16 protein-coding genes are annotated in these 19,224 nt (G+C 64.2%); 5 read left to right on the forward strand and 11 right to left on the reverse strand.

Annotated features, from left to right (window positions below; translation table 11 throughout):
• Window positions 1-787 precede the first annotated feature (787 nt).
• Window positions 788-1,585: a MetQ/NlpA family ABC transporter substrate-binding protein gene (locus ACOIX3_RS28325; RefSeq protein ID WP_420965278.1), complete on the reverse strand. Its 798-nt coding sequence runs from the start codon at window positions 1,583-1,585 to the stop codon at window positions 788-790.
• A 35-nt stretch (window positions 1,586-1,620) separates the two neighbouring features.
• Window positions 1,621-2,946: an O-acetylhomoserine aminocarboxypropyltransferase/cysteine synthase family protein gene (locus ACOIX3_RS28330; protein ID WP_420965279.1), complete on the reverse strand. Its 1,326-nt coding sequence runs from the start codon at window positions 2,944-2,946 to the stop codon at window positions 1,621-1,623.
• 402 nt (window positions 2,947-3,348) lie between these two features.
• Between ACOIX3_RS28330 and ACOIX3_RS28335 the strand changes: the two genes are divergently transcribed.
• A complete protein-coding gene (locus tag ACOIX3_RS28335) occupies window positions 3,349-4,752 on the forward strand; it encodes an LLM class flavin-dependent oxidoreductase (RefSeq protein WP_420965280.1) in 1,404 nt (467 codons plus the stop codon).
• Window positions 4,753-4,795: 43 nt separating this feature from the next.
• Here ACOIX3_RS28335 and ACOIX3_RS28340 read toward each other — a convergent pair whose 3' ends face one another.
• The 5 genes from ACOIX3_RS28340 to ACOIX3_RS28360 are packed head-to-tail and all read right to left on the reverse strand — an operon-like array spanning window position 4,796 to window position 9,411.
• Window positions 4,796-5,590 carry a MetQ/NlpA family ABC transporter substrate-binding protein gene (locus tag ACOIX3_RS28340; protein ID WP_420965281.1) on the reverse strand — a complete coding sequence of 265 codons (795 nt, stop codon included), beginning with the start codon at window positions 5,588-5,590 and terminating at the stop codon, window positions 4,796-4,798.
• Between the two features lie 50 nt (window positions 5,591-5,640).
• The gene (locus ACOIX3_RS28345; RefSeq protein ID WP_097675480.1) at window positions 5,641-6,306 is read right to left on the reverse strand and encodes a methionine ABC transporter permease; all 666 of its coding nucleotides are present in this window, start codon (window positions 6,304-6,306) and stop codon (window positions 5,641-5,643) included.
• On the reverse strand, window positions 6,296-7,420 hold the full coding sequence (locus tag ACOIX3_RS28350; RefSeq protein ID WP_420965282.1) for a methionine ABC transporter ATP-binding protein: 1,125 nt from the start codon (window positions 7,418-7,420) through the stop codon (window positions 6,296-6,298). The genes ACOIX3_RS28345 and ACOIX3_RS28350 overlap by 11 nt, the downstream gene beginning before the upstream one ends.
• 48 nt (window positions 7,421-7,468) lie before the next feature.
• Window positions 7,469-7,789, reverse strand: coding sequence for a 4Fe-4S binding protein (locus ACOIX3_RS28355; RefSeq protein WP_420965283.1), 321 nt, complete (start codon window positions 7,787-7,789; stop codon window positions 7,469-7,471).
• On the reverse strand, window positions 7,786-9,411 hold the full coding sequence (locus tag ACOIX3_RS28360) for an FAD-dependent oxidoreductase (RefSeq protein WP_420965284.1): 1,626 nt from the start codon (window positions 9,409-9,411) through the stop codon (window positions 7,786-7,788). The genes ACOIX3_RS28355 and ACOIX3_RS28360 overlap by 4 nt, the downstream gene beginning before the upstream one ends.
• Window positions 9,412-9,725: 314 nt before the next feature.
• Between ACOIX3_RS28360 and ACOIX3_RS28365 the strand changes: the two genes are divergently transcribed.
• Window positions 9,726-11,066 carry an LLM class flavin-dependent oxidoreductase gene (locus tag ACOIX3_RS28365; RefSeq protein ID WP_420965285.1) on the forward strand — a complete coding sequence of 447 codons (1,341 nt, stop codon included), beginning with the start codon at window positions 9,726-9,728 and terminating at the stop codon, window positions 11,064-11,066.
• A gap of 4 nt (window positions 11,067-11,070) precedes the next feature.
• Here ACOIX3_RS28365 and ACOIX3_RS28370 read toward each other — a convergent pair whose 3' ends face one another.
• On the reverse strand, window positions 11,071-12,159 hold the full coding sequence (locus ACOIX3_RS28370; RefSeq protein ID WP_420965286.1) for an LLM class flavin-dependent oxidoreductase: 1,089 nt from the start codon (window positions 12,157-12,159) through the stop codon (window positions 11,071-11,073).
• Between the two features lie 261 nt (window positions 12,160-12,420).
• On the opposite strand from ACOIX3_RS28370, the gene ACOIX3_RS28375 reads away from it, so the two are divergent.
• Both ACOIX3_RS28375 and ACOIX3_RS28380 read left to right on the forward strand, forming a co-directional pair.
• Entirely contained in the window at window positions 12,421-13,650 is a 1,230-nt protein-coding gene (locus tag ACOIX3_RS28375) for an acyl-CoA dehydrogenase family protein (RefSeq protein ID WP_420965287.1), read from the forward strand.
• A gap of 39 nt (window positions 13,651-13,689) precedes the next feature.
• Window positions 13,690-14,262 (forward strand): flavin reductase family protein, encoded by a 573-nt coding sequence (locus tag ACOIX3_RS28380; protein ID WP_420965288.1) that lies wholly within the window; start codon window positions 13,690-13,692, stop codon window positions 14,260-14,262.
• A 50-nt stretch (window positions 14,263-14,312) separates the two neighbouring features.
• Here ACOIX3_RS28380 and ACOIX3_RS28385 read toward each other — a convergent pair whose 3' ends face one another.
• Together ACOIX3_RS28385 and ACOIX3_RS28390 are read right to left on the reverse strand one after the other, a co-directional pair.
• Complete coding sequence (locus tag ACOIX3_RS28385; RefSeq protein ID WP_420965289.1) at window positions 14,313-15,818, reverse strand: amidase; 1,506 nt, start codon at window positions 15,816-15,818, stop codon at window positions 14,313-14,315.
• 13 nt (window positions 15,819-15,831) lie between these two features.
• Window positions 15,832-16,875: a pyridoxamine 5'-phosphate oxidase family protein gene (locus ACOIX3_RS28390; protein WP_420965290.1), complete on the reverse strand. Its 1,044-nt coding sequence runs from the start codon at window positions 16,873-16,875 to the stop codon at window positions 15,832-15,834.
• 175 nt (window positions 16,876-17,050) lie between these two features.
• On the opposite strand from ACOIX3_RS28390, the gene ACOIX3_RS28395 reads away from it, so the two are divergent.
• Window positions 17,051-18,100: an AraC family transcriptional regulator ligand-binding domain-containing protein gene (locus ACOIX3_RS28395; RefSeq protein WP_420965291.1), complete on the forward strand. Its 1,050-nt coding sequence runs from the start codon at window positions 17,051-17,053 to the stop codon at window positions 18,098-18,100.
• Between the two features lie 31 nt (window positions 18,101-18,131).
• Here ACOIX3_RS28395 and ACOIX3_RS28400 read toward each other — a convergent pair whose 3' ends face one another.
• Window positions 18,132-19,127 carry an enoyl-CoA hydratase-related protein gene (locus ACOIX3_RS28400; RefSeq protein ID WP_420965292.1) on the reverse strand — a complete coding sequence of 332 codons (996 nt, stop codon included), beginning with the start codon at window positions 19,125-19,127 and terminating at the stop codon, window positions 18,132-18,134.
• Window positions 19,128-19,224: the final 97 nt, after the last annotated feature.

Genomic DNA, 19,224 nt, shown 5'->3' on the forward strand with positions numbered 1-19,224 from the left:
TCACGCATCGCTCAAGCGGCCCGGGGCCGGCTTGTGGGGCAATAGCCGCCGATCCGTCGTGACGAATGTCAGACCCGCGCTGGATGGCGATCGAACGAAGTGCGCGACACGAGAGCCCGCCCGCGAGCGCCGAGACGCGGCGACGGGGCAAGCGGCTTCTTAGTTGCACATCAGCTTTCGTCGTTCGGTATGGCGCGCGCTCACGCGGCTCTCGTTCCGCAAGCACCACTCAGATCTCGAAATGCCGTCGCCGATCGGCGATCGCTCCGAGAATGAATTTCCCTTGTCAGTTCGACGGACGAGATGACCGTTCCGTACAGCCGGCACGGTTCGACTCATTGATTGCAAACTGGACGCGTTGCTCATGGTTCGCGTTCGAGCTGGGCAAAGACGTGCTATTTTACGGCGACGACTATTCGACGGAGGTTTTATGCGCCTCGCATCCTCTTGGCTTCACACCCTCGGTCGCATGACCCGACAACTCCAGCGGTGGCGCAGGAAGCTGGCCCGCGCCGCACATCCCGATGGACGGCGCGATCTACACGAGCTCTTCCTGTTCGGGCCGCATGGCTAGTTGAGCCGACCGCGCACTGTCGCGCTGCGGTTTCGGCTGAGCCGAGACATTTGCCCAAGACACATGCTGAAGAGACACGCGGCCAACGGTTCTCGCCGTGGCCGCCTGTCCACGTTTCCCCGACATCCGCAATCAGTGCGCCGAACTCGCTGCCCTGCTCTCCCGCACTGAAGAAACAGGGCAGCACCCGCTCCGCCGTGAACTGACGCGCGTCTAGCTGCTGAAGCCGGCCGGAATGAACGCCGGCAGCTTGTCCTCGATGAATTTCTTCACCTCGGGCGAGTTGAAGACCTGAATGAAGGCCTTGAGGCGCGGATCGTCCTTCTTGTCGGGCCGCGCCGTGAACCGCAGCACCAGTCCGTCATCCACCGTGCGATCGATCAGCAGCGCCGATTTCGGATCGCCGCCCGCGGGGATCAAATAGGTGATGTTGACGAGTGCGAGCGTGACGTCGTCGAGCGAGCGATAGGTCTGCGCCGGATCGAGCTCGACGATCTTCAGATTTTTGGGGTTCTCGATGACGTCGAACCGGCTCACCGCGAAGCCCTTGCCCGGCGTCAGCTTGATCAGGCCGGCCCGCTCGAGCAGGATCAATCCACGTGCGCCGTTGAGCGGCTCGTTCGGGATCGCGACGCTGTCGCCGGGTTTGATCTCGTCGAGTGACTTGATCTTCTTCGAGAACAGCCCGACCGGCGCGATCACGCCGACCTTGTCGACCTGGACCAGATTGAAGCCGCGCTGCTTGTTCTGGATCGCAAGGTAAGTGCCGTGCTGGAACAGATTCGCGTCGACGTCACCGCTGTTGACCACCTCGTTCAAGGCGACCCAATCGGACAGCTCGACGACCTTGACGTCCTGCCCTTTGTCCTTGGCCAGTTTGGCGGCGAACGCCGCAAGCTGACCGACCGGACCGGCGCTGGTTGCGATCTTGAGGGGTTCGTCGGCGACGGCACTCGCCATCAGGGCAAGGAGAACGCCTGCCGCGTGCGCCAGGCGCAACAATGTCTTCATCATTTCAATCCTGTTTCCGATTTTACCAAATGCGATCACGCCGCTTTGCGGGCGCTGCTGCCTGCCTCGGCCTGGGCCAATGCCTGAACGAGGTCGGCGATGATGTCGTCAGGGTGCTCGATCCCGACCGAAAGCCGCACATAGCCGGGCGTGACGCCGGCCGCGATTTGCTCTGCACCGGTAAGCTGCTGGTGGGTGGTCGAGGCTGGATGGATCGCGAGCGACCGCGCATCGCCGATATTGGCGACGTGATAGAACAGCTTCAGCGCATCGATGAACCGGCGACCAGCCTCGACACCACCTTTCAACTCGAAGCCGACCAGCGCGCCATAGCCGCCTTTCAGATAGGTATCGGCGCGGCGGCGATTCTCCCCGTCCTGCAATCCCGGGAAGATCACGTGGGAAACGCTGGGGTGCCTGGCCAGGAAGTCCGCCACCTTGACGGCATTCTCATTGTGCTGGCGCAGCCGCAGCGGCAGCGTCTCGAGCCCCTGGATGAACTGGAAAGCATTCTGCGGCGCGATCGCGGCGCCGAGATCGCGCAACAGCTTGACGCGCGCCCGCAGGATGTAGGCGATCGGACCGAGCGGCTTGGCCGCCTCCGTCCAGATCGCACCGTGATAGGCGGCGTCCGGCTGCGTCAGCAGCGGAAAGCGCTCGGCATGGGCCGCCCAGTCGAAGTTGCCGCCATCGATGATCGCGCCACCGATCGACGTGCCGTGGCCGCCGATATACTTCGTCGTCGAATAGACCACGATCGCGGCACCATGTTCGAACGGACGTGCGATCAACGGCACCGCCGTGTTGTCGAGGATCAGCGGCACGCCGAGCGAACGGCCGATGTCGGCCACTTCCCTGATCGGGAACACATTGAGCTTGGGATTGGGCAGAGTTTCCGCAAAATAGGCGCGGGTCTTCGCATCGGTGGCGCGACGGAAATTCTCCGGATCGGCTGGATCGACGAACCGCACCTCGATGCCGAACTGCTTCAGGGTTTGCGACAGCAGCGTCCAGGTGCCGCCATAGAGATCGGTCGAAGAGACGATGTTGTCGCCGGCCTGGGCGATGTTGAAGATGGCAAAGGCCGAGGCGGTCTGGCCCGACGCCACCGCGAGCGCGCCGACGCCGCCTTCCAGCGCCGCCAGCCGTTCCTCGAAGGCGTCCGCCGTCGGGTTCTTGATCCTTGTGTAGATCTGCCCGATCGCTTCCAGCGCGAACAGCCGCGAGGCGTGATCGGTGTTCTCGAACTGGAACGAGGTGGTCTGATAGATCGGAACCGCCACCGCACCGGTCGTGGGATCGGACCGGTAGGACCCGCCATGCAGGGCGAGCGTCTCAAGATTCTTCGTTTCGACCGGCATTTTAGACTCTCCTGGGATCGGTGAACCACGCGTTGCAAGTCGCGAAATGATGCGCAGCGACTTTGCTGCTGTCGAGATGTCCAGGAAAATAGCGATGGACGTGCTGACGTCTCGCGGAACGACATCCTGAATTTTTCAGGCGGAACATCCGGCGCGACGCATTTGTTTCTCGTGGCGGCGGCGAGTACCGGCGCGTGAGATCGCGGATCACACAGTGCGATGACGGCTCGCGGCCCGAGCTGCGTGGACGCGTCCGCCCCGCCCGCGAGCATCAATGAGCGTAACGTGCTGTCCGGGAATTCCACTGCAGCAGGATTTTTACGCGGACCGTTCGAATAGAAAACAAAGTCGCACAGGCAAACTGCTACGTTGTCTCGACACGATCACGGTTGGAACAGGTCGATGGCAAAATCGAGAGAGCTTCGCTTCAACGCGTTCAACATGATGGCGCCTAGCCACAACTGGGCCGGCCTGTGGTCGCATCCGCGCGACACCTCGCTCGACTACAACTCGCTCGATTACTGGGTCAATTATGCGAAGACCGCCGAGCGAGGACTGCTCGACGGCATCTTCCTGGCTGATGTGTTCGGTATCTATGACGTCTACGACAACAATCCGGACACCGCGCTCCGTCACGCCGTTCAATTGCCGAACGCAGAGCCGACCTTGCTGGTCTCCGCCATGGCGCTCGTCACGAGGCATCTCGGCTTCGGCATCACGTCCAACCTCACCTATGAACACCCCTACCAGCTCGCGCGACGCTTCTCGACGCTCGATCATCTCACCAACGGGCGAATCGGCTGGAACATCGTGACCGGCTATCTCGACAGCGGCGCCCGCGGCATGGGCCTCGAGGCGAACCGCGCCCACGACGAACGCTACGAGGCAGCGGAAGAATTCCTCGCTGCGAGCTATAAATTATGGGAGGGCAGTTGGGAGGATGACGCGGTGCGCCGGGACCGCGCGGCGCGCATCTTCACCGATCCCGCCAAAATCCATCCGGTCCGCCATCAAGGGCCTCACTACAAGGTCGACGGCATCCATCTCGCGGAGCCCTCCCCGCAACGGACGCCGCTGCTGTATCAGGCAGGCACCTCGAAGCGCGGCCGCGCCTTCGCGGCACGGCATGCGGAGGCCATCTTCCTCAACGGGCAGACCAGGCCAGTTCTCGCCCGCGCCGTCCACGACATCAGGAGCGCCGCGAAGGAGTTCGGGCGCGATCCCTATGATATCCGCCTGTTCGCCGGCGCGACCGTGATCGTCGCGCCGACCCGGGCAGAAGCCGAAGACCTGCTCGCGGACTATGCCGCACATGTCGACCAGACCGGGCAGCTCGCTCTGCTCTCGGGCTGGACCGGCATCGATTTCTCGACCTATCGCCCCGATCAGGCGGTGCAATATGTCGAGAGCAACGCGATCCAGTCGATGGTGGAGAACTTCACCCTGCGGAGCGACCGCCCAGTCAAGGTCGGCGATCTCGCGACGCTGAGCCGCGTCGGCGCACGATCCCCCTTCGTGGTCGGCTCGCCGCAGGATGTCGCGGACGAGCTGATCGCCTGGGCCGAAGACACCGACATCGACGGTTTCAACCTGTTCCGTCTCGTCGCACCCGAATCGCTCGACGCCTTTGTCGACCTCGTGGTGCCGGAACTGCAATCACGCGGCGTGTACAAAACGGCCTATCGCGAAGGCACGCTACGGGAAAAGCTGTTCCCGGAGCGCGGACCGCGCCTTCATGCCACGCATCCCGGCGCGGGCTACCGGCACTTGCGCTCGAACGCAGTCCGCTCCGACGCCGCCGAATAAGGTCATGGCCTGACTCCGACCGGCGTTTTGTCGCCAGCCGCGGCTACCAGCTCGGCAGCACGGCGCCCTTGAATTTGGTCAGGACAAATTCCTTGACCTCAGCCGTGTGATAGCTGTCCACGAGGATCTTGACCCACGGCTTGTCCTTGTCCGCGGCGCGAACCGCGATCAGGTTGACGTAAGGCCCCTTCGGGTCCTCGCGCAGGATCGGGTCCTTGACCGGATCGAGGCCGGCCTGGGTCGCATAGTTCGTGTTGATCACGGCGGCATCGACATCGTCGAGCGCACGAGGTGCCTGGGCCGCATCGACCTCGACGAATTTGAGCTTCTTCGGATTGTCCGCGACATCCAGAACGGTCGGCTTGAACCCGACGCCGTCCTTCAACTTGATCGCACCCTTGTCGCGCAGCAGCAGCAGGGCGCGGCCGCCATTGGTCGGATCATTCGGGATCGAGATCTTGCCACCGTCCGGAATCTCCGCCCAGCTCTTGTGCTTCTTGGAATAGACGCCGATCGGGAAGTTGACCGTCAGCCCCACCGCCTCGATCTTGTAACCGCGATCGGCCTTCTGGTTGTCGAGATAAGGCTGGTTCTGGAACGAATTGGCCTGGATATCGCCGGCGTCGAGCGCTGCGTTCGGCACCACATAGTCGGAGAACTCGACCAACTGGACGTCGAGCCCGTTCTTTGCCGCGATCGGCTTCACGGCCTCGAGGATTTGCGCGTGCGGCCCCGGCGTCACGCCGATCTTGATGGTCTCCGCCGCGACCGACGCCGACCAGAGCGTGAGCACGCTGGCAAACGCAACAATGGAACGAAAGGACATTTGGGTCTCCACAGGAATTGTCAGTATTGCAAGAAAGGGCGCCGAAGAGATCGTGGCCGGTCTCAGCGATGGCGCAGGCGGCGGTTGACGCGGCGGGCGAGATAGTCGCCGGCCGTCTGCACCGTCTGCACCAGCGCGATCAGGACGACGACGACCGCGAGCATCATTTCCGGCATGAAACGCTGGTAGCCGTACCGGATGCCGAGGTCGCCCAGCCCGCCGCCGCCGACCGCGCCGACCATCGCCGAATAGCCGAGCAGACTGACGACCGCGAGTGTCAGCGCAAGCACCAGGCCGGGCAGCGCTTCCGGAATAAGCACCTTGAGCACGATCTGCAGAGGGCTTGCGCCAAACGACGACGCGGTCTCGATCAAGCCGGCATCGACCTCACGGATCGCCGCCTCGACCAATCGCGCGATGAATGGCATCGCGGCGATGGTCAGCGGCACGATCGCCGCGCCTGAGCCGATGGAGGTACCCGCGATCAGGCGCGTGAACGGGATGATGGCGACCACGAGGATGATGAACGGCGTCGAGCGTGTCGCATTGACAATGATGCCCAGCACGCTGTTGACCGCCGGCGCCGCGAACAATTCCCCTTTGCGGCTGGTGGCGAGGAAGACGCCGATCGGAAGTCCGAACGCGGTGGCGATCAAGGCGGCGATCGACACCATGAACAGGCTTTCGCCGGTGGCCTGAACGATCAGGTTGAGGAGTTCACGTGACATAGCCGAGCCGTTCCGCCGGGAGGTTGTTCTGGGAGAGATATGATGCCGCCTTGTCGGCCGCGGCCTCGCCGCCGGGAATGCCGAGCGACAGCGAGCCGACATGTTGCCCGCCGATCTCATCGATCCGGGCCGATAGCAGCGCGACGTCGATCGAAAGCTCGCGCGCAAGGCGGGCGACAATGGTGTCGCCGGCATCGGCACCGCGAACCTGGACGCGAATGACGGCGCGACCTCCGGCAACCGGTCGCGGTTGCAAGCGGCTTGCAAGCGACACCGGAACGCTGTCGCCGATCACCTCGGAGAGAAATGCCTGCGTGACCGGATGCGCGGGATGGGTGAAGATGTCGGCGACGTGACCACGCTCGACGATATGACCGCCGTCGATCACCACGACTTCCTTGGCGAGCTGACGCACCACCGACATTTCGTGGGTGATCAGGACGATGGTGACGCCAAGCTCGCGATTGATGTTGGCCAGCAGATCGAGGATCGAACGGGTTGTTTGCGGATCGAGCGCTGACGTCGCCTCGTCCGACAGCAGAACGTTCGGCCGCGTCGCCAGCGCGCGGGCGATGCCGATGCGCTGCTTCTGGCCACCCGACAGCTCGGACGGGTAGCGATCATATTTGTCCGCGATGCCGACGAGCTCGAGCAGCTCCGCGACGCGGACCGCGATATCGCGCCTCGACCAGCCCGCAATCTCGAGCGGCAGCGCGATATTGTCGGCCGCCGTGCGCGACGAGAGCAGATTGAAATGCTGGAAGATCATCCCGATCGAGCGTTGCGCCAGGCGCAGATCGCGGCCCGAAAGTCCGGAAATATCGCGGCCGTCGACGACGACACGACCGCTCGATGGCTTCTCCAGCCCGTTGATCAGCCGCACCAGGCTGGACTTGCCGGCACCGGAACGCCCGATCACACCGGTGATCGAGCCACGCGGAATCGCGAAGTCGATGTCTTTGAGCGCCTGCACGCTCGGCTTGTCGCGGTAAGCCGGGTAGGCTTTCGCGACCTGCTCGAACCGAACCATGGCGTCGGCCGCGGTCCGCGGATGCGCCAATGGCGACAGCGTCTCGACAGGTTCCGCTGCCGTCAGGGATTGATGCACGTTCATTCAGTCAGTCCATAAGGTCGTCTTGGTCGCCACGCGCGCGGCCGCGCCTCAATGACCAAAGAGCAAATAGCTGCGGTCGACGCCGCGGCGATCGCTGGTCTCATCGGTCCAGCCCACGGCTCGGCGATAGCTGCCCATACTGTCCGTTTGCTTGAGCGCAACGAGGTCGATCGGCTGCGCCTGATCCGCAAAGGGCGAAACATACAGCGCATCCTCGGGACAATAGAGCTCGCAGAGGAAGCAGGTCTGGCAATCGCCTTGCCGGGCGATTACCGGAATTCCGTCCGTCTTGTCAAACACGTTGGTGGGGCAGACGTTGACACAGATATCGCAGGACGTACAGCGCTCGCCGTCGACAACCTCGATCACTCCGCAGCCTCCGCATAGCCGGCCTCGGCATGAGGCCGGGCCGAGGTCCAGATCTCGTCAAGGCCGCCGGTCGTCACATAGTGCCGCTGCCGGCGGTCCTGGTCGGGGAAGTCGTCGCGGCGATGCATGCCGCGGCTTTCCTGACGGGCGAGCGCGCTGCGGTACATCCACCGCGCGGTCGCCAGCATCGCGGCGGCCTCGCGCGCCCGCACGATCTCAGATGTGTCGGCAGCATCCGCTTCCGACACATCGCGCCACGCCGCGTCGAGACGCCCCAGCGCGCCCTGCAAGCGCGACGCCTCGCGGAAGTAGTTCAGTTCGTACGGGAAGACCTCGGCCTGAACGGCCCTCGCCAGCGCGGCCGGCGCGAATGCACGGCGCTGCCGGCTTCGAAACGCCGCGGCGCCCGCGGACGACAATGTGCGCCTGGCAGCTGGTCCGACCTGAGTGGCATAGTCAGCGGCGCCCTGCCCGGCCCAGGCTCCCGACGACATCGCCCAGGCGGCATTGTGGCTGCCACCACCGGTGAAGCCACCGCAGATCAATTCGCGCGTCGCCGCGTCGCCGGCCGCATAGAGTCCCGGCACGCTGGTAGCGCAATTGTCGTCAACGATACGAAGGCCGCCGGTCCCCCTGACGGTCCCCTCCAGCCGCAGTGTGACCGGAAAGCGGTCCTTGAAGGGATCGATCCCGGTGCGATCGAACGGCAGGAAGAAATTCGGCTGCGATACGCGCATATGATGCCGCACATCGTCATCCGCCTTGTCCAGCCGGGCATAGACCGGGCCCTCGAGCAGGGCGCGCGCAATCGCCGATCGTCCGCCCTTCGACGCCGCACCGGGCACCACGCTGCCGTCATCATAGGTGAAGCTGGCCCAGCCGTAGAATAATGTCTTGGTCACCGAGCCGAACGCCGGTGAGATCGCATAGGGGTTGGAGAACTCCATGCTGGTGAATTCGGCACCGACCTCCGCAGCCATCAGATAGCCGTCGCCGGTCAGCACATTCGATCCGAGCGTCTTACTGAGGAATGCACAGCCGCCGGTGGCGATCACCACCGCCTTGGCCCGCACCGTCCAGCGATCCTGCTTCTGCCGGCGCACGCCGCTGGCGCCGGCGACGGCCCCGTCGTGGTCGACGAGCAGTTCAAGCGCCGGGCTGTGGTCGAGAATGGTGACGCCGGCCTGCTTGGTGCGCTTGCGCATCAGGCGCATGTATTCGGGGCCCTGCAGCGAGTTGCGCTGCGACTTGCCGCGGCCGTCCACCGGATAGGGATATCCCCAATCGGCCAGGCGATTGCTGTGCTGATAGGTGCTGTCGAGCACGCGCGACATCCAGCGGCGATCCTGGAGATAGCCGCCCATCTTCTCGCGATTGGCCATCGCGGCCGCGCGCAGGGCCGGATCCGGATCCATGTACCAGACGCCTGTTCCCGCCGCGGCGGTGGCGCCCGAGGTGCCGCAAAATCCCTTGTCGGCGAGCACCACCCGCGCGCCACGCTCGGCGGCGCTGACCGCAGCCCAGGTCCCCGCCGGGCCGCCGCCGATCACCAGAACGTCGGCCTCGAACGCGACCGAGCCTTCAGGCGCGGACACGCGTTCGGCGCGATGAGGATTCGGCATGATGGAAAGCTCCCGGCGGATCGGTCATGGCGCAAGGCGCGCCACGACACATGGTTGCGCGCGCGAGCCCGACTGGCAATTTCAGATATTTGCGAAGAGTTGGACGAAGCTTTCACCTGCCTTGCCGAGCAAAGAAGATTCGTGTCGCCGCACGCCGGATGTTACGTCACCGGCGGACAACGCGACACGAGCTTGCGCACAAGGCTCGTCGGCGGGGACGGATATTTCTTTTTGCGCGCTCCGGGTCGCGATGCATTTTCCCGCGCGCATCATGCCGATATCTAGCGACAGGCATCATCGCAGATACGGCCGCCATGTCTCATCGTCAGCTTCACCTCAACGTCAACCTTTTGCACTCCGGCGTCTACGCGTCGGCCTGGCGACTGCCCGACAGCGACCCGTGCGCCTGTTTCGACGTCGGCCACTACGTGCGCGTCGCCCAAATCGCGGAGCGCGGCAAGCTCGACGCGATCTTCCTCGCCGACACGCCCGCCATCACCGACCGCATCGACTACCGCTCGTTCATGTCGCTGGAGCCGACCATCGTGCTGGCAACCGTCGCCGCCGCGACCAGCCATATCGGGCTGATCGCGACGGCGTCGACGACCTACAACGAGCCCTACAATATCGCGCGCCGCTTCGCGACGCTGGATCTGGCGAGCGGCGGCCGCACCGGCTGGAATGCGGTGACCACGGCGGATGCTTCAGCCAGCCGCAACTTCGGCCTTCCCACCGTGCTTGAGCACAAGGCACGCTACGACCGTGCCAAGGAGTTCGCCGAAGTCGTCCATGCGTTGTGGGACAGCTGGGAAGACGATGCCTTTGTCGGCGACAAGGCGGCGGCGCGATTCGTCGACACCACGAAGGTCCACCCGATCGGACATCGCGGCACCCACTACAGCGTGGCCGGTCCAATGAACGTGCCGCGTTCGCCGCAGGGACGTCCCGTCACCGTTCAGGCCGGCGGATCGAGCGACGGCCGCGACCTCGCCGCCGCGCAGGCCGAAGCCGTGTTCACGCTGGCGCAAACGATCGACGAAGGCGTCGCCTATGCGCGCGATCTGCGTGCCAGGGCTGCCGCGCACGGCCGCGCCGGAAGCTCCATCGTGATTCTGCCGGGACTCGCGACCGTCATCGGCAGCACTGAAGCGGAAGCCAAGCGGCGGCAAGACGAGCTCTGGGAGCTGGTTCCGATCGAATACAGCCTTGCACGACTGGCCGGCACATTGCAGGTCGACCCAGCTATTCTTGATCTCGACAAGCCCCTGCCCGATCCTCTGCCGCTGCCGGCCAACGCCAACCACACCATGTTTCAGGGAACGGTGAACATCGCGCGCCGCGGCAATCTCACCGTCCGTCAATTGCTGCGCGCCCTCGGTGGTGGCGTCGGCCACCGGATCATCGTCGGCACGCCCGAGCAGATCGCCGACGACATCGAGGCCTGGTTCAAGGCGGGCGCGGCGGACGGCTTCAACCTGATGCCGGACGTATTGCCGACCGGGCTCGACGTGTTCGTCGACACCGTGGTGCCGATCCTGCAGCAACGGGGGCTGTTCCGGCGCGATTATGCCGGCACCACCCTGCGCGAGCATTTTGGATTGCCGCGGCCGGTCAGCCGTTTTGCGCGACAACCGGCGACAGCCACGCGCGCCTGACGCATCAGCGCGCGCCGGCCAGATGTGCCGGCTTGTCACCGGCGAGTGACCGCGCACGAACGCGCGGGATGATCTCCTGCGCAAAGCGCTTCATCTCCGCCTCGAACGGCTGGAACTGCAACATGAAGAGCTCGATGCCGGCGGCATGGAAGCCCTGGATGCGGGCCGCCACCTCGTCATAGCTCCCGACCAATCCCGCAGCCGTGCCGCCATTGCTGCCAACCCGCGCCGACTTCTGCATGGTCTGCATCATCACCACCTTGGGATCGGTGTTTTGCTTCTGGATCGCCTTGATCGGCGCATCCTTTCTGGAGAGATCGAGCAGCCGCTCGTAGGCCGCCTCCGCCTCAGCACGCGTCGGGCGCGCAACCACGAAGGCAGACAGCCCGAAGCGAAGCGGAGCCGTGGCCCTGGGCCGCGCGGCCACGTCGGCGATCAGGCCGGCGACGTCGTCGAGCGGCTGTCCGTTGATGAACCAGACATCGCCGTGATCGGCGACCAGGGCGCGCGCCGGTTCGGATTCGCCGCCGACATAGATCAATGGCCGCGGCCGGTAGAGGCTGCCGGGCCGCAACACATAGTCCCTGACATCGAAATGCTCTCCCTTGTAGGTCAGCCGCTCGCCCTGCATCAGGCGCGACACCACGGTGATCCACTCGCGGCCGTACGCATAGCGGGCGTCATGCTCCGCAAAGCCGATGCCGGCCTTGTCGAGCTCGGGCCGGTTCCAGGCATTGACCAGATTGATCGCAAAGCGGCCGCGGCTGATGTTCTCGATCCCGAGCGCTAGCTTCGCCAGCACGACCGGATGATAGAGATAGGGCTTGATGGCGGCAATGATCTCGATCCGGCTGGTCAGCGCGGCAAGTGCGGCAGCGGCGCTCCAGGCTTCGAGCTGATCAAGATCCTCCTGATGCGGATTGATGGTGTGCTGCGCGATGAGCGTGGAGTCGTAGCCGAGCGCCTCGGCCGCGATCACGAGGTCGCGATTGCGTTCCCATGATGCATCGTAGGGTTCCTCGGGATCCTGATAGGCAGCGCGCGAACCGTGCACCAGTGCCCAGATCCCGAAGCGAAGCGGTCGTATCGTCATTGGCGGCCTCCGAATTGCGCCTTGTCGCTCCGCTTTTTCACGAAGACGCGGCAGGAGATCAAGCAACGTCGCATCAAAAGATTTTCCTTGTCGCGCCGCGCGCGCGGACAAATCAGAAAACTCCAAATCTCACGACAATTGAAATACCGCTCTATTTCTGTTGGCGAAAAATCGTGGGACAGTTTGCGTCATCTGAACGATCCCAGTTCGACCGCAGTCGAATGCGCAACTGAGCAAGATCATCATCCCAGGCCGACATCCATGAACAAGCCCATATCCGCCACCTCGTTGCAGCCGTCCGATCGCCTGGATAGCCAATCCCCTGACATCGATGCGCTGCTGAGCCGCATCGCCGAGGGAGCAAGTCAACGCGAGCGCGAACGTATTCTGCCCTTCGCCGAGGTCGATCTCATTCGCAAGGCGCGTCTCGGCGCATTGCGGCTTCCTGTGGATGTCGGCGGCGCGGGCGCGTCGATCCGCACGCTGTTCGAACTCGTGATCCGGCTCGGCGCCGCCGATGCCAACGTCGCGCATATCCTGCGCAACCATTTCAGCGTGGTCGAACGGCTGGTGCGCCGTCCCAGGGACGAGCAGCACCGGCAATGGCAGAAGGCCGTCGCCGACGGCGCGATCATTGGGCTCGCGGCCACCGAACTCGATACCCCGAAGGTCGGCAATGTCACGCCGAACACCACGCTGACCGCCGACGGTGACGACTATCTGCTCAACGGCACCAAATACTACAGCACCGGCACGCTCTATTCCGACTATGTGCTGGTGCGCACCGCCGATACGACAGGCGCCAATGCGGCGGTGCTGATCCCGGTCAACCGCGAGGGTATCGAGCTGATCGACGATTGGGACGGGCTCGGCCAGCGGCTGACCGCAACCGGCACCACGCACTTCCGCAACGTGCGCGTCAAGCGCCAGGAGGCGGTGTTCGACGCCCCTGACGCCGGCTACGGCATTCCCTACGCCAACACGTTCGCGCAGCTGTTCCTGACCGCCATCAACGCCGGCATCGCGCGCGCGGTGCTGCAGGACGCCGCCGAACTGGTGCGATCGCGCAAGCGGACGTTCTACTATGCAGCGAGCGAGATTCCGGTGGACGACCCGCTGTTGCAGCGGACCGTCGGCCAGATCGCCAGCGGCGCGTTTGCCGCCGAGACCGTGGTGCTCGCGGCAGCCGAGGCCCTCGGCGCCGCCACCGATGCATTCGACGCCGGCGATCCCACTGCTATCGACGCCGCGCACAAGGCCGCGCTGCTCTCGGCAAAAGCCAAGATTGTCGCCGATGAGCTGGCGATCCGCAGCGGCAGCCTGCTGTTCGATGTCGGCGGCGCGTCCGCCACCAAGAAGGCGACCAACTTCGACCGCCACTGGCGCAACGCGCGGACCTTGGCCTCGCACAACCCGAACACCTTCAAGGCCCGTTCGATCGGGCAATATGAGATCAGCGGCACGCTGCTACCCGCCAAGGGCTTCTTCTGATCGGAAGCAGATCCGGCGGCGACGAGAGGGAGAGACCCGATGAGCAAGCCGGACATCCATTTGGTCGACGCGGATCACGAGATCGAGCTGCAGTTTCGGCTGGTGATGCGGCGCCTCGCCGGCGGCGTCTGCGTCATCACAGCGGGACGCGGCGATGACATCTCCGGGATGACCGTCACCTCGCTGACGTCGCTGAGCGCCGCGCCGCCTCGGCTCCTGGTCAGCATCAACCGGCAGGCCTCCTCTTTTGAGCCGATCGCCCGCCACCGGCTGTTCGGCGTCAACATCCTCGGCTCGGACCAGCAGGCGCTCGCGGAACGGTTCAGCGACAGCCGCCTGAAAGGAAGGCAGCGTTTCGACGGAACGGCCTGGACCTCCGGTGCTTCCGGCGTCCCGCTGCTGGACCATTCGCTGGCCACGGTCGAATGCCAGGTGGAGGAGATCATCGAACGGCACTCTCACGGCATCATCGTAGGCCGGCTGTCCAGCATGGACGTGTCGCACCGCCTGTCCGGCCTCACCTACTGGAACGGACAGTATGTGCAGATCGATCACGAGGCTGATCTCGATCTGCTCGCCGAAGTCAGTATTCCGCTGGCCCACGTCCGCTAGGACAGGAGAGGCACGCCATGAAGCAACCGGGCAATCTCAGCCTGCCCTGCTCATGATGGAAACGCCAGCGGCGGCAGCCGCTGCATCCAGGGCTGCGCGCGTTCCAGCTGACTGGCGAGCTGCAGTAGAAGCGCCTCGTTGCCGAACGCAGCGATGAACTGGACGCCGAGCGGCAGGCCCTCGGCCGTCCAATGCAGCGGCACGCTCATGGCCGGCGTCCCCGTCAAATTGGCGAGTTGTGTAAAGGGCACGAGCGTCAGGTTCTGGCGCGCCAGGTTGGCAAGCGCCCCCTCCATCAGGCCGACGCGAGCCATGACACCCAACAGTCCGCTCTTCAGCAGAAACGACAACACGGTCCGCTGCGCGGCAGGCATCACTGTCGTGGCGTGGTCGACGGGCGGAAAGGCGATCGTCGGTGTCAGGAAGAGGTCGTAACGCCGGTGAAACTGGCCGAGAGCGCGCCCAAACTCGTTCCAGCGCCGATGACTGCGCACATACGCTCCTGCATTCGCGGCTTTGCCCAATGCTTCGAGGAGAAGGGTCGCCAACTCGAAATCTTCGGTCCTGGCACCGGCTTCGCGGGCATCGGCGAGGGTTGCCGCAACCTGGCCGAAATACATCTCGAGATAACACCGCGCGAGGGCCAGTCCGTCGTAGCTCGGACGATCCTCGACCACCTCGTGTCCAAGTGACGTGAGGAGTTTCGCCGCTTGGGTCACGGCCGCTACGGCCTCTGGATGCACGTCGGTGCCCAGCGGAGACATCGCGCTAAACGCCACGCGCAGTCGCCGTGGCTCGCGCGCGGCCATCTCGGCAAAGGAGGCCGCGGGAGGTGCAATGACGAACGGATCGCCGTCCGCGGATCCGGAAAGCACGTCGAGCGCCAAAGCTGAGTCCCGCACGCTGCGCGTCAGCACGTGATCGCTCGAAGCGCCCTCCCAGATTTCGCTGACACCCGGCCCGGGCGGAACGCGGCCGCGCGAGGGCCGCAGCCCGAACAGGCCGCAACAGGCGGCCGGAATGCGGATTGAACCGCCGCCGTCGTTGGCTCCAGCCATCGGCACGATCCCCGCGGCGACGGCAGCAGCCGAGCCGCCGCTGGAGCCGCCGGACGTGCGCGAAAGATCCCAGGGATTTCGCGTCACGCCGAACGCCTTTGGATCGGTAACCCCCTTGAGCGCCAATTCCGGCGTGTTCGATTTGCCGATAATGACAGCGCCGGCGTCGATGAGGCGCTGCACGAACGTGGAATGCTGCTCGGGTATGATGTGGCGGAACGCGCGGCTGCCATTGGAAGTCGGGAGACCGGCATAATCCTGGATCGCGTCCTTGATGAGCAGAGGAACACCGGCAAGGGGCCCGACAAGAGACTGTTTGGCTCGCGCCCGCGCCTCAGCCGCCATCGTCAGATTGACGGCGTTGAGCTTTGGGTTCAAGCGCGCGAGTTGGGCCTCGGCGATCTCCAGAAGCTCCGTGGCCGAGACCTCACCGGCCCTCACCAGACGGGCGAGTGCTGTTGCGTCCGACTGGAGATATTCAGGCACGCTGAGGGTCACGGCGGCATGCTCTCTAGTAAAGATGCTTCAGATCGTGCTTGACGACCGCATCAACGACCAGCGTCGTCGCTTTGCCGAGCACTCCCCTGCCATTCATATGCTCGGCCAGCATCTTGGAGAAAGATGGAATGTCGCTTTCGCGCAGATGGGTCTCGTTAGACCATAGCCCCGCTTCGACCAGCGCGGAACTATGCTGGAAGCGGTATTCACCGACATGCAGAACCATGCCGAGTTTGGGCGCCTTGCCCTGGACAGCGACTCGCTCCAGCAGGCTCGGCTCAGTTGTCAGCCAACAGCGACCGTCAACGATCAGTACGGTGGGCGAGCCCGGGATCAGAAAAGCGACCGTCACCGCCTCATGCGCGAGGATGTTGGTGAGCGTGCACGCGACCTTGTTGCCGGGCCGCTCGGGGATCAGAAGCGTGCCGGGGTCGAGTGCCAGAACAAAGCCGTCCGGATCGCCGCGCGGCGAGAGTTCCGTCTTGCCGGCGGGATCTTGCGTCAGCAGCAGCAGATAGGGAGAACGTGAGACGAATGCCAAGGCCGCGTCGGACAGGACTGACGCTCCGGCTTCACCGGAACGCGGCGCTCCGGCCCGCGGTTCCCAGAATTTGGCACGCACCTTTGCGCGGGAGCAGTGCAGGAAGAAAGCATCCGCCTGGAACGCCAGCCGTGCCGCTCCGTCTTCACCCTGCTGCGCCGTACTGCGGCCGTTTGCTCGCAAGGCGAAACCGATGCCGGGCATGATGAAGTACAGGCTGCCAATAAGCATCTCCCCCCGGGCCAGAGCTGCCGGCAATTCGAGGCCTGCCGGCCAGACCAGGTCGACGCGATCGGCCTCAACCGTTATCACCGGGGTGGCGCGGAGATTGATGAAGGCAAAGCCAGCCTGGTCTGCGAATCCGACCACGCACACCGATGCGCTCCGGATCACGGTCATGCAGTGATCGTCAATGCGTGGCTGCAACCGGCGGCGCATCATCGCGGGCGGCTCCGAAATCAGCTTACGCAGATCGGTCACTGTCCTGATCTTGCAGGTTTGCGGGACGTCGAGCATTTGCGAGTTTCCATGCTGTTGCGGCGCGGCCAAGATTACGGCGCAACGCGCACGCGAAACATGGCTTCAGGGATCAATCGCATGGCGATTGGTTGCAACGTGGCTCTTGCCGGGCGTTTGCTCGGCGCCAATCCTGTTGTAGTCTTCGCTACCGGTCATCAAGGAATGTCATGCGATGCGTTCGCGCGTCACCGTATCCGCCCTTGCCGTGCTCGATCTCTACGATTTGCTGCTTGCCAGCGGCGCCGCGACCAAAAGCCAACTGCTGAAGGCTGGCCTCGACCGCGAGGCCATGATCGACTGCAGCGTCGGCGCCCCGCCTGCGCAGGAGCAGCGCCTTCCCGAGGCACATTTGCTGACCTTGTGGCGGGCGGCGGCGAACAGCACAGAAGTGCCTCATATCGGCCTTCTCGTTGGGCAGACCTACAACCCTTCGATGCGTGGTGTACTGGCTAGCTTGCTTTGCCATTGCCGTGACGTGGGCGAGGCCTTGCAGGTTTTCCAACACCACATTGCCCTGATGAACCCGTCGGAGCGCTGGGTGTCCAGCATACGCGGCGGCTCCCTCGTCCTGACCATCTCGTTCGCGCCAGATAGGGCATACCCCCGGCCCGCCCTCGAGCGCAGCATGAGCGCGCTGGTGACGTGGATAGCAGAGCAGACCGGCATCCACGTCACACCCGCCGCTTGCACGTTTGCGTTTCCGCGCCCGTCCTATCATGGAAGATACGCGCAGGTGTTCGGCAACGCGCTCTCGTTCGGCGGTGATATCACCTGCATGCATTTGCCGTCGGAAGTTCTGAACCGGCCGATCCGCGGCGCCAACTCCTACCTCAAGCAGGTTCTGCAGGAGCGTGCCCAACAGGCCTTGCAGAAAATTGAGATCGAGAACGTCTTTGTCGGCAAGGTGCGCCAGCGCATTCGCTTGAGCCTGCACCGGGGCTTGGGTATCGGCGATGTGTGCCGCGCACTGCATGTCAGTCGGCCGACGCTTTACCGCCGCCTGAAACGAGAAGGGACCAGCTATACGGAGTTGCTCGCCGCGGTGAGGAAGGAATTGGCCTATCAGCAAATCGAGCAAGGACAGCCGGTGGTCTGCGTAAGCGACAATCTCGGCTTCAAGGATGTGAGTTCCTTCCATCGCGCGTTCAGGCGATGGTTCAAGCAGTCACCGGGTGCTTTGCGCGCCCGATTGCGCATGCCGCACAACGGGGCAATCCCCTAAGCGGCCGGGCGAACGATCCAGGCGTCATCGATCAGCGGCCATGGAAGGCGGGAGCACGCTTCTCCCGTTGCGCGCGGAAATATTCCTCGTGGTCGTCGCTCTGTGCAAGTCGGGCAAGTTCGGGGAACAGCGCCGCGTACGCGGTTTCCTGACCTTCGCTGAGCGCACGGTGCGCTGAATTCATTGTCGCACGAATGCCGAGCGGGGCTGCGGCGGAGATCTTTCGAGCGACCTCGATCGCGCGATCGAGTTGCTTTCCGGGCGGCGTCACGAATTGAACGAGACCCATTCGGTAGGCCTCGTCGGCGCCCCATTCGTCGCCTGTCAGCATGTAACGCATTGCATTCGCCCAACCCGCTTCGCGGACAAACGTGATCGGCGCGCCACCGGCCGGGAAGTGGCCGCGGGTGACTTCCGGCTGGGCGAATACGGTATTGCTTGCGGCAACTCGGACGTCGGCGGCGAGAAAAAGCTCGTGGCCTGCGCCTTGGCACTTGCCCTGCACGGCGACCACGAGCGGCTTCTCTCGACGCGGCGGGATGGTGCCGACGGGATTGACGAACTGGGGAGTGTCCGGGAAGCGACCGGTACGCAGGACTGGTGCCCAGCTTACGGCATCAAGGACGCCGCCGACAAAGTCGGGACCTTGGGAGTAGAGGACCGCGACACGCAGGGCGTCATCGTGATCGAGCATATACATCAAACGGCCCAAGCCGATAACGCTCGACAGTTCGACGCTGTCGTTGTCCTGCCGAATGCCGATCGCGAGAATTGAGCCGTCCAGCCGTTCCACCTTGACGTTGCTCGGCATCGCTGGCTGGCTCGTCGGAGCAGGCGCAACCGGCGGCTGGCTCTGCGCGAAGCTCTGGCCGGCGGCGAGGACCGCAGCGGTTGCGCCGGCAGCCAAGAACGCTCGGCGATGCAATCCGACTGTATTCGTCTCGGAGAATTGCTCAGCGGACTGCCGCGGGTGAACTTGCCTGGATACGTCGCTGCGATCGTTTCCTTCACCAAGGACGCCGGTCATTGCGGTGCTCCTCTTCTAAATGCTTCGCATTGCGTAGAAGAGATATGACGGCTTATCGCCAGCAACTATCCGGCATAACATGGACAGGGTATGAAGG

This window comes from Bradyrhizobium sp. B120, assembly GCF_049075665.1.
Lineage (GTDB): Bacteria > Pseudomonadota > Alphaproteobacteria > Rhizobiales > Xanthobacteraceae > Bradyrhizobium.